Consider the following 10205-nt stretch of genomic DNA (forward strand, 5'->3'; position numbering starts at 1 on the left):
GCCGCCGTCTCGCCAATCGCACGAAGTCTCATTGGGTGCTCGATGGCTCGACATTTTATCCTACATTCAATCCTGGCATCCGCGTTGCTGATGGCGGGTAGTGCTGCCCGAGCAGGCGAAAACGCCTCAAACCCATTGGCTGCGGTCAACAATACGGACATTCGCTACCAATACTTTGATCTAGAAGGCGGGGTAGACCGTCAGGATGCGTTCATCGATGGCGCATATATGCTGCGCCCTGATCTGAAGCTAAAGTACGAACTCCACTACAATTCGACAAACGCGACTGGCCAGCGGTTCAACGGGTTTGAAAAAACCAGCTTCAAACTGATCTATTTTCCGTCGCAGAAGCCTTTGAATAATACCTGGACCGTCAAATCCGCGCTCGGGCTGGAATGGATCCTGGACTTTGGCGACCCCGATGAAGGCATCGGTACCGGGTCCGATCAGATCGCCCCGTTTGGCGGTTTCGCCTTTGCAAACACTAACACCGGGCTGACGTTGATCCCTCTGGTTCAACATTTCGCGTCCTACAATGGCCCGACCGATGTCAGCCAAACCGCTATGCGCCTGATTGCGCTTCAACCGTTTGGCGATGGGTATTGGGCCAAAGCGGATATCAAAGCGCCCTATGATTGGGAAAACGATGCCTGGCCCGCGACCGCTGAGCTTCAGATTGGCAAAAATCTCAGCCCCGGTATCGCCCTCTATGCAGATGTGCTGATCGGGATTGGTGCTGATCGACCCTATGACCAAGGAGCCGGGATCGGTCTCAGATTCAATTACTAGGTCTTTTAACTAGAGGAAACCGCCATGCCCCACCTCTCATCTCTCAGCGCCATGGCGCTTGCGACAAGCCTTCTAACGCTGCCTTTGGTTGCATCTGCTCAATCGCTGCCTGCGCCGGATCAGGACGAAACCGGCTGGCGTCATGGTGTTGCGTTCTATCTGTTCACACCCTTGCGAACCACAGGCACATCCACCGTGGCCGGACAATCCGCCGACCTGGATCTGGACCTTGGCGACGTACTGGATGTGCTCGATTTCGCGGCGGCAGGTCGATATGAAGCATGGCGAGGGGATTTTGGCATAATTTTCGATGCCAATTACGTCGGTATAGAACAAGATACAACTTTGCCCGGCCCTCTGGGTGCCGGAGTTAACGTCGATGTTCGTCAAAAATGGTTTGGTCTTCTGGCGGCTTATCGGGTCGCAGATGCTGTATATGGTGCGAAAAACTTGCGTTATGCAGTCGATATCCAAGGCGGCCTCAGATACAATTCCATCCGTCAGGAAATCGACATAACCACTCCAGGTCCGGGAAATCCATCTGTATTAGGCGGTGATCAGGATTGGATAGAACCTGTCCTTGGCGTGCGCGGAATGTGGCGGCTGAGCCCCAAATGGACTGGGATTGCTTCTCTGGAACTTGGCGGGTTTGGAGCTGGCGGAAACGACTTGCAGATCGGTGCGAATGTAGGATTTGATTACCAACCTTGGGAGAAAACGGCACTTACGTTTGGTTATCGCTATTTCAGCGTCGACTACAGCGACACCTTGACTTCCGGCGGCTTTGCTTACGACGTCGATCAGCATGGCCCGTACTTTGGCCTAAAGTACTTCTTCTAGTTGGAAGACACGAAATCGAACTGCCCAAAAAGGCATTTCGATTTGAATGTGATGCTTGGACAACTAAACCGAGACAGACCCAACTCTGGTGCGATCGTGCCCGTCGGTAAAAAGGGGCTCAGTGCTGCCGTTCTCCGCAGCAATCATAATTGGCCGGTCGCAGCCCTATACGGACATTCGTCACAAGGCTTTGCAGTTCCGGCTTCGTACCATAGGCCGTCAGAGATTGATGGGAGGTGTCGTCACACTGGTTAGCGTCGCCGTTGCAAGCAGGATCAGGACAACAGCAAACATCTCCATTGAAATCGACCGTCGGAGAACAATTGTCGCGCCACGCTGCTCAGCCCTGAGAGCCGGAACAAGTCTCAGCTTATTCAATGCCGCTATGCCAAGTAGGGCCGAAACGATCACGACCTTGACCAAAAGTACCAATCCATAGGCCGTTCCGAACAAGGCGGCCACTGAGCCCGAAAGCAGCCATGCGAGCGCTGCGCCCGCAACAATCAGGAGGGCAACTCCATAAGCGGCGACATTGCCAAAGTGGTGAAGTAGATCGGCCCCAGTTGGAGTGAGCGCCGCTTTGCGCAAAGGCAGGAGAGCACCAACCCAAAACGCAGCAGCCAGTAGATGCAGAACCAGCAAGATTGCGAGAGCCGCCCTAGGCTGTCCGAGCGAGTGTCCCACCTGGGCAAAAGAAACCGCAACGGCAAGGCTGCCCGCCAAAGCGATCCACTGCCCGACGCGGGGAAGCAGGATTGCCAATATCGCAAGTTCACCCATTCCTCGCCAAATCGCGGCGGTGCCAAGCGGACTATCCCAAACAAAACCAAGCATCATTGGGTCCGTCGCGCCCTCAAAGCCCATTCCGGATATCCGCGCAGCTCTGATGCCGAAACGTAGAGCAAGCACGGCAAGACCTACAATCGCTGCACCGAACGCGAGGTGCCTTGCAAGGCGCAAAACAGACGCTTCGGCGCGCGTGGCAAAGAGGACGGTGAACAGGACGCTACCCATCGCCAGCAGCGCCGAGCCGTAGCCAAGTGCCTTCGCCAAAATGGCCAAGACAACAACACCGTCAATGGGTGCCAGACCGATCACTCAGCGACCGTGAAAGAGAAGCTGCCCTGCATCGGGTGACCGTCTGACGCCATGCCTCTCCAGTCGAAGCGATAGCTTCCGGGTGCAAGCTCCTCCAAAGGCATAGCCCGGAACTCCATAGCGGGGTCCATACCCGTTTCGCGTTGAATTTCGACGTCGCCATCGGGGGAGGTCAGCGTGACCGAGATGATACGCATCGGATCATCGAACCGCATGGAAAGCTCCGGCACGTCCGTGACAGTCGCGCCGTCAGCCGGTGTCGTTTCTTCGGACTTTGAATGCGCAGCCGCAAGCATTGGCGCCATTGCTACGGTCAAACCGAAAAGAGTTTGTTTGATCATCTGAGTTTTCCTCTATTCGGATTGGGCATTCAGTGCGTCGTGGTACTCACGAAGGTCATCGGGCCAGGTTGACTTGATAAAGGATAGCACCGCTATGATTTCGTCATCGCTCAACACACCTTCATAGACCGGCATACCGGTTGGGGGCGCATTTTCCATCAGTCCGGCCAGGCCAAATTTAGTCAGGGTGAAAAGCGTTTCATCATCGTGGTGCCACGTATGCCCTGTGGCGTCATGCGGCGGTGCTGGTAGCAAACCATCCTCGCCGCGTATCTGCCAGTTTGGCTGTCCTTCAAGGTTCTCACCGTGGCAGGCAGCACATTGGCCCGCGTATATTTCTTGGCCAGAGGCAACCAGTTTGGCGTTATCCGGTGTCAATAGACCGACCGCTTCGGAGGACTGGGCCAGAACGAAAGCTACGGCGAAACCGGTGAGCGCAAGCCCACCGGTGACCAAGAGTGTTGTGCGCCCTAGCATCAGGTATCGAACGGCTGCGCGGTGCCCGCGCGGTAGTATACCGTACCGGCCCCAGCCTCTCCTCCAAATGCAATGACGTCGTAACGGGCGGACGGATCGTCGCCCATACCAGGTGAGCCCATTGGCATGCCAGGAACAGCAAGCCCCATGATGCCAGGCCGATCCCTCAACACAGCTTCCAGTGCTTCGAACGGCACATGGCCTTCAAAGACATAGCCATCGGCTTCAATGGTATGACAGGATGCGAGATTCAGCGGGATACCCCGCGCTGACTTCTGTGCTTCGGGGTCCGTCAGTTCCTCAACGGTGACGGCGTAGCCACGTGCGCGAGCCAAGTCGGCCCATGCGTGACAACATCCGCAACCTGGTGAGCTTAGCACATGCATTGGGGTGCCTGCTCGGACGGGAAGAGCGGTCGCGATGAGAGCAGTTGCAGACAGTGTGGTGAAGTGACGACGTGTGATCATGTCTGTCGGTCCTTTGATGTGAAATTTGAACGGATTGCGGGCGGGCGCCCGTTGCCGTTCAGGCTTTCGGAGGACCGGTGGGGACGCCCATTGCGAGGCCCGAAAAATCGGAATCAGCTTGCGTCACACCACACTCTGAGATCGCCACTGGAGCAATCGGCGAAATCCCCGCCGTGGCGACAAGATCACCAAAACAGGATGCTGAACTCATGCCGCTGGTGGTGTCGCAACAATCCGCAACAGCTTTCTCGGCATTAGCCAACGGCTCGTCGTCCGCTATTTGAGCATGATGACCAGAATGATCCGATCCATGGGTCAAGCCATGTTTCACGGACGCTGCGGATGCGCCAGAGAATGCAACAACAAGAAGTATCGACAGGACCAGGCGAAACATACCAAATATCTACTGGGGGTATGTAGTTTTGACAAGTTACGAGGATGTGTCGAAGCAAACGATCCTAGTTGCATCCATTGAAGTTGCGCCACATCTCTGGATCCGGCCCGTCTAGAGCGGTGGTACATGAATCACCTGAAATTCCGGTAAATCTGAATTTTGACTGACCTGCGCATTGGTCAGCAACGGAAAGGTCAGCAGGTGGGCATTTAGCCCAGAGTGATGCCGGTGATGAAGGTGTACGAGCTTTCAACCAGATCGATGACGACATCCAACTCTTCGGGTGTCGTCGGTGTATAGATCATGACAAAGCCGCTCCACCCAGGACGTTGATTGGCCCACGGGTGCGCTACGGCCCAACCCGCCTCAACTGCCCGTCGCGCCATTGCGGGGTCTAGCGAAGCGTGCAAGCTGCCATCAGGATGCATGTGCGCAAACTCAAACCCACCAACGATAGAGTTCGGTTGAGACAACAACATGTCGGGATCAAGCTGAAAACCAATTGCGCCAGGAAGCGATATGCGTGTCGGGCCAAGTGTGACCCCTGGGAATTGCGCAACACGCTTCAGCAATAGCTGGGCCAAATCGGCATCAATTTCGACACCAATCTGAGTATGGGGTACGCCGCTTGTCGTTTCGGGACGGGGTGAGGTGCGCTCCGGCAAGGAGCGTTCTTGCGCGAATGCCAGCGGGCACGTCAGTGCCACCGCTGTCGCGGCAGCCGCCAGTAGTCTCAGGAACACAATCATTTTGTTGTCAGCCAGTCAAAAGTTAAGAATGAGCGCTCGGCGCAGTATCAGCTCCCCTGCACACATCATTCAGCCTTTAACGCTTCGATATTGATCAAGAGCTCTATTTCGTCGCTCACCGCTGGTGCAAAGGCCCCAAGTCCGAATTCAGACCGCACGATAGTCGCCGTGGCTGCTAGCCCCATGGTCGGCGTGCCCTCCTTTTCGCCAAACGGGTATGGCGCCGACTTGTTAAGCGTTGTTTCCAGAACAACAGGTTTGGTGACGCCATTCATGGTCAGATCGCCAGAAATATTCGCGGTATTGTCACCGGTCACTTCAATGCTGGTCGAGGCGAATGTGACCATGTCACTGTCACTCGCACTGAAAAAGTCATCGGACATGAAGTGTTGCAAACGGGCGTCCCAGCCCGTGATCATGGATTTCACAGGCATAGACACTGTGACAGATGACCCAGACGGATCATCTTCGTCGAACTCAATCTCACCGCTAAAACCTGAGAACATTCCAAACGTTTCTGAGAACCCGATGTGGTTGTAGCTGAACAATACCTGGCTGTGCCCGGGGTCCAGCTCGTACGTACCACTCTCGGACAATGCGGTTGTCGCGCCCACCGATAAGAGTACCGCTAGCGGGGTTGCTGCCACTTTGAACATTGATACGCTCCCATTTTGACAAGACGTGTTCGCGGAATTGAGTATTGAGCTTTAGTTTTTGGCTGGCCATACTTTTAGAACAAAATGTTCTACTGTGCAACACAATGTTCTATAGGAGGGGCGATTGAAAGAAGATCCTAGGCTGATCGCCACACGGCAGGCCGCGCTTGATGCAGCGCAAAGAACACTGATGGATGCGGGCGTGTTGCACGTAACTCATAGCGCGGTTTCAAAGGCAACGGGCATTTCGCGGAGCACACTTTACAGGCACTGGCCAGATGCGCGCAGTCTGCGTGATGCAGCATTCAGGCGCGTCGCAACACCGCCGAACATACCGCCCAAAACCGATGGCCCGCTGCGATCTGACCTGCGCTGGTTGCTCAGAGTATTGATGGGAGCCTTGAATGACACACCATGGGGTCAAATCGCGCCTCAGGTGGTCGCTGCTGCGTCCACCGATGCAGAAGCGCGGTTGGTGATCACTGAATTCATGAAAGACAGGTTCGCAAGCGTTGAAGCAGTATTTGCAGCCGCAATCGGCCGCGGTGAGATCACCGCCGACGTTCCGGTTGACCAACTCATAGAACTAGCAGTCGCTGCACCTTATTTTCGCAAGCTCATACGTCACGAGGCCCTAGACGAAGATTGGTTGGATCGACATGTCGATCTGCTTTGCAGTGTCGCGGAAACCAATTCGGGGCAGTGACCATCGCCTGACTTTGCAATCAAAGCGACCAGCAACAGGCGCGAGATTTCGGCAGAACAGCAAATTGTGATCAAATGCGTGTCCAGCCCGTTCCTAATAGCGGTTGCCCCAAAAGGTCTAGGCAAACGTTTGCTATGATCGTTCGTCGAGGTTTGCAAAGTCAGCTTTCTGTGCGTTGCTGTCATTGGAGCAGCATGAGGCATCCTATGATATTCTATCGTGTCAACGTCGGGTTGTCGTTGTGGGCGGGCATGGCGGATCGGAGGATCAACCATGGAAACCCCAAACTTATCTGCCATCCGCGTACTTCGCCCAGCCTGGAACAAAGGGCGTATTGTAGGTCAAAAGCGCCCGCTGAAACCTAAACATGTCTGGGCGATACGAGTGCGCCTCGAACTTGCCGAAAACCATCGCGATCTTGCGCTCTTCACCATGGCAATCGACAGCCAGCTCCGCGGCTGCGATCTGGTAAAGATGAAGGTCGCCGATGTCATGTCATCGGGTCAGATCAAGGAACGGGCTTCGGTCCTACAAAGCAAGACGCAGAAACCCGTGCGCTTTGAGATATCCGAAGGCACACGTGCCTCTGTTGAGAAGTGGATGGAAGATAAGCTGATGGTCGGTTCAGAGTACCTCTGGCCAGGTCGGTTTCATGAGCGCTTGCACATCTCGACCCGGCAATATGCGCGGATCGTCCGGGACTGGGTTACATCGATCGGTCTCGAGGCGAGCGCCTATGGCACCCATTCAATGAGGAGAACCAAGGTCACTCAGATCTACAAGAAGACCGGAAACCTACGCGCTGTTCAGCTTCTGCTTGGCCATACTAAGATGGACAGTACAGTCCGGTATCTCGGCGTCGAACTCGAGGATGCCTTAGCAATCGCCGAAGCGATAGAGATCTAAGGCCAACGGGTCGCCCTCGCGGGCGGCCCAAAGCCGACCTCCACCACCTGGTCGAGATGCTGCGGCGCGGCTCGTTGAACCGGCCATTCGTTGCAAACGCAATATCTCGAAGTCTGCGAAATCTCAGGATGCGGGCGCCACCGACATTGGCCGCTTGCGCCGGAGGGCCGCAAACAGCCGAAACCGGACATTCGTAACAAGACTTTGCAATTTCCGAGATCAGGACAAAGCGGTCGATGACGAGAAGCCTAGAGTTTTCAAATTCCAGTATCGAAAATCGAAGGGCGCACGGCATCCTCTTACCTTCGAACAATAAAGTTTTGGCGATGAACAATGTACACTGCTCAAATTGAATTCAAAAAACGCTCTATTTCCACTAGGGCTTTAGGCCAGGCAGGATCATACTCTGGCATCGTATTGTTTGCTGTCTCAAGGCCAATAAAGCGCGCATTCTTGATGCCGGAGGCGAATATCCTACCTTGTTCAACACTGTGCATCCTGTCTCGATTAGCGTGCATAACCAGAGCCGGACAGGTGATCCGCAGAAGTAGATCGGTTACGTCGACCCCTGCGACCAGTGGTCCTATCTTGAGCCAATCCTGATGGTCCATTGCCACTTTCATAAATTCTGCATAAGTGCGCTGGTCATGCGGACTTGCGGTTGGAGCAAATGATTGGGCCATCAAGTCTCTTGCAGAAGGGTATTCATCGTTCCAGCCTTCAAGACTCATATCCATCATTGCTTGTCCAAGCGCGGCAATTCCGGGCTGTGAACGCACCGCGAGTCCTTGTGCGAATCCACCGAGTAGAACCAACCCCGAAACACGGTCAGGATTATGTGCGGCAAAAGCCGCCGCAATGGTTGCCCCAAAAGAAATCCCAAACAATGGAACTTTTTCGATCCCGGCTGCGTCCAGTACGGCCTCAACATCTTCGACGATTCGATTCAAAGACACATCCTGCACGCCCCGCTGGGACAAGCCATTGTTTCTACCATCAAACCGATAAAGGCAGTGATTTTCAGAAAGCAGCGGCAACCACCCGGCGATGGTGTTCATCGTCCAATCGTATTCCAGATGCCTGAGCCAGTTTGGTGTGACCAGTAACTTTCTACCGCTTCCACTGGATGTCCAGGCAAGCGTTGTACCGTCTTTTGATTTTGCAAAGCGGACGTCTTGAGAGTTAGCCAGCAGCTTGTTCTTTGCGCGTCTTTTGTCACCATCTAAATCAATAGAGTAGGCTTCCACTGGATTTGGAATTCCCTTCAACCGTATCGAGCTTTCTGGTCGCAAAGCAACCGCCAGCGAAGTTCCCGCAACTTCAGCAGCTGTCTTGCTGACGAGACAACTTCCAATATGCGCGCTGGACTGAAGGCGCGACGCAACATTCACGGCCTCTCCGAACAAGTCTGTGCCATTCGGCATTACGTCGCCAACGTGGAGACCTCCTCGAAGTGTTACGTCTTCATCTCTCATCTGATTGAAAATCTGGCTGGCAGCATTAATTGCGTCTTTGGCTGCAACAAACTCAACCAAAGCACCATCTCCCATCAGCTTGAATATTCGTCCTTTGTTTTCATGGACCAACGGTCTGATCACATCGTCCAAAATGCGTTGTAGAGTGTTCAGCGTGGTCTCAGCATCCACTGACATGCGCTTGGTATAATCGACGACATCGAGGCTTAGGATCGCAGCAATTTTCCGCTTCATCAGTCGATGTGATCCTTTTAGCTAAACCAATTCCTCTGAACCAAAGTTAACAGACGAATAGATTTTTGTGACCAAAACTTGTGCCTGGGCATTTTGCTAAGCCTGCAAGTTCCCAAACTTGCGTTGAAACACACAGCCGAGCAAAATGTCTTATTGGCTGGCGAAACCTAGAATTAAGGTGAATGATTAACGCATTTCGCGTTGCTAACTAAGGTTCACTTCGAAATATCAATTCTAAAGGTGCCAGTCAGTAGCTCTTCTCATCTGTGACCGATGGCAGCCCGAAGCGGACAATCAAATCCGAGCCTTTTAGTAAAAAAGATGCGTTAACAAGCTTTCGAATTCACCAACTCAACTTGGTTCCGGCACCGCTATTCTGGCAACCCTGCCCGGCGAAGCGCTTCAAAGTAACGTTCAGCGCCTTCTGAACCGCCATAGTCCACGTTGCTACGCCATTTCGAGATCGTTTCATCAGGTTCCATTTGCAGCATTTGCGCCAACGCCGCAGACGCCTTTTCAGGTTCCCCAAGCATTGCGTGAGCAGCAGCCCTCGTGCTGTGGAGTGGGGCATAGTTCTTTGAAAAGCGCAAACCTGCCTCTGCGTAGGCGATAGCATCACGGTCTCGACCAAGCATTACGCAAGAGGTGGCAGCACCTCCGGAAGCACCCACGAAAACGGCTCCATATCGGCCCAACCGTAGCGCCGTCTGAAAGCAGCTCAATGCCATTTTAGGAAACCCGGCCCAGTTGTAGCCCCACCCCATAAACAAATGCAGACGGGCATCCAATGGCGCCCTTTGCCGGATTTGCTCAAGCGCCACGGAGAGTCGATCCGCATCTCTGTCTACATTGTAGTCAGCCACTGCAACACTCAGATCAAGCGTTGGGCTTTGTCCCGCCATGTGTCGTCCGGCCTCGATCCAGCCTGGCAGTTTCTCATAGTAAGATGACAGTTCGCGACGGAGATCATAGGTGTTCGCGCCTGTCCGTCGTCAGGGATTATGGGACAGATGGCTGCCTGATCTAAGAGAGGGTGTGGCGCATCTGATTGTTTGATTATGCGGCGGATTTGC

Annotated in this window: 13 protein-coding genes; 4 read left to right on the forward strand and 9 right to left on the reverse strand. The window is 54.1% G+C overall.

Features of this window, described 5'->3' with window-relative positions; all coding sequences use genetic code 11:
- Positions 1–42: 42 nt before the first annotated feature.
- Entirely contained in the window at positions 43–789 is a 747-nt protein-coding gene (locus tag ACR0NJ_RS12825) for a hypothetical protein (RefSeq protein ID WP_480817523.1), read from the forward strand.
- A 24-nt stretch (positions 790–813) separates the two neighbouring features.
- Entirely contained in the window at positions 814–1629 is an 816-nt protein-coding gene (locus ACR0NJ_RS12830) for a hypothetical protein (protein ID WP_480817524.1), read from the forward strand.
- 219 nt (positions 1630–1848) lie between these two features.
- Here the strand turns inward: ACR0NJ_RS12830 and ACR0NJ_RS12835 are convergent, their stop codons facing one another.
- The 7 genes from ACR0NJ_RS12835 to ACR0NJ_RS12865 all read right to left on the reverse strand — a co-directional run bounded on the left by ACR0NJ_RS12835 (position 1849) and on the right by ACR0NJ_RS12865 (position 5811).
- Positions 1849–2727, reverse strand: coding sequence for a CopD family protein (locus ACR0NJ_RS12835; RefSeq protein WP_480817525.1), 879 nt, complete (start codon positions 2725–2727; stop codon positions 1849–1851).
- Positions 2724–3068, reverse strand: a complete 345-nt coding sequence (locus ACR0NJ_RS12840) for a copper resistance CopC family protein (RefSeq protein WP_480817526.1) — start codon at positions 3066–3068, stop codon at positions 2724–2726. The genes ACR0NJ_RS12835 and ACR0NJ_RS12840 overlap by 4 nt, the downstream gene beginning before the upstream one ends.
- Before the next feature lie 12 nt (positions 3069–3080).
- A complete protein-coding gene (locus tag ACR0NJ_RS12845) occupies positions 3081–3545 on the reverse strand; it encodes a c-type cytochrome (protein WP_480817527.1) in 465 nt (154 codons plus the stop codon).
- Positions 3545–3880, reverse strand: coding sequence for a DUF411 domain-containing protein (locus tag ACR0NJ_RS12850; RefSeq protein ID WP_480817528.1), 336 nt, complete (start codon positions 3878–3880; stop codon positions 3545–3547). The genes ACR0NJ_RS12845 and ACR0NJ_RS12850 overlap by 1 nt, the downstream gene beginning before the upstream one ends.
- 190 nt (positions 3881–4070) lie before the next feature.
- Positions 4071–4406, reverse strand: coding sequence for a hypothetical protein (locus ACR0NJ_RS12855; RefSeq protein WP_480817529.1), 336 nt, complete (start codon positions 4404–4406; stop codon positions 4071–4073).
- 209 nt (positions 4407–4615) lie between these two features.
- On the reverse strand, positions 4616–5155 hold the full coding sequence (locus ACR0NJ_RS12860; protein ID WP_480817530.1) for a luciferase domain-containing protein: 540 nt from the start codon (positions 5153–5155) through the stop codon (positions 4616–4618).
- Between the two features lie 65 nt (positions 5156–5220).
- Positions 5221–5811 (reverse strand): YceI family protein, encoded by a 591-nt coding sequence (locus tag ACR0NJ_RS12865; RefSeq protein ID WP_480817531.1) that lies wholly within the window; start codon positions 5809–5811, stop codon positions 5221–5223.
- A 124-nt stretch (positions 5812–5935) separates the two neighbouring features.
- Here ACR0NJ_RS12865 and ACR0NJ_RS12870 point away from each other — a divergent pair, with 124 nt between their 5' ends.
- Together ACR0NJ_RS12870 and ACR0NJ_RS12875 are read left to right on the forward strand one after the other, a co-directional pair.
- Entirely contained in the window at positions 5936–6517 is a 582-nt protein-coding gene (locus tag ACR0NJ_RS12870) for a TetR/AcrR family transcriptional regulator C-terminal ligand-binding domain-containing protein (RefSeq protein WP_480817532.1), read from the forward strand.
- Positions 6518–6790: 273 nt separating this feature from the next.
- On the forward strand, positions 6791–7423 hold the full coding sequence (locus ACR0NJ_RS12875; protein WP_480817533.1) for a tyrosine-type recombinase/integrase: 633 nt from the start codon (positions 6791–6793) through the stop codon (positions 7421–7423).
- A 344-nt stretch (positions 7424–7767) separates the two neighbouring features.
- Here the strand turns inward: ACR0NJ_RS12875 and ACR0NJ_RS12880 are convergent, their stop codons facing one another.
- Together ACR0NJ_RS12880 and ACR0NJ_RS12885 are read right to left on the reverse strand one after the other, a co-directional pair.
- Complete coding sequence (locus ACR0NJ_RS12880; protein ID WP_480817534.1) at positions 7768–9132, reverse strand: alpha/beta fold hydrolase; 1365 nt, start codon at positions 9130–9132, stop codon at positions 7768–7770.
- Positions 9133–9503: 371 nt separating this feature from the next.
- Positions 9504–10034 carry a hypothetical protein gene (locus ACR0NJ_RS12885; protein WP_480817535.1) on the reverse strand — a complete coding sequence of 177 codons (531 nt, stop codon included), beginning with the start codon at positions 10032–10034 and terminating at the stop codon, positions 9504–9506.
- Between the last annotated feature and the right edge of the window lie 171 nt (positions 10035–10205).

It is taken from the genome of Ruegeria sp. F11, assembly GCF_056533855.1.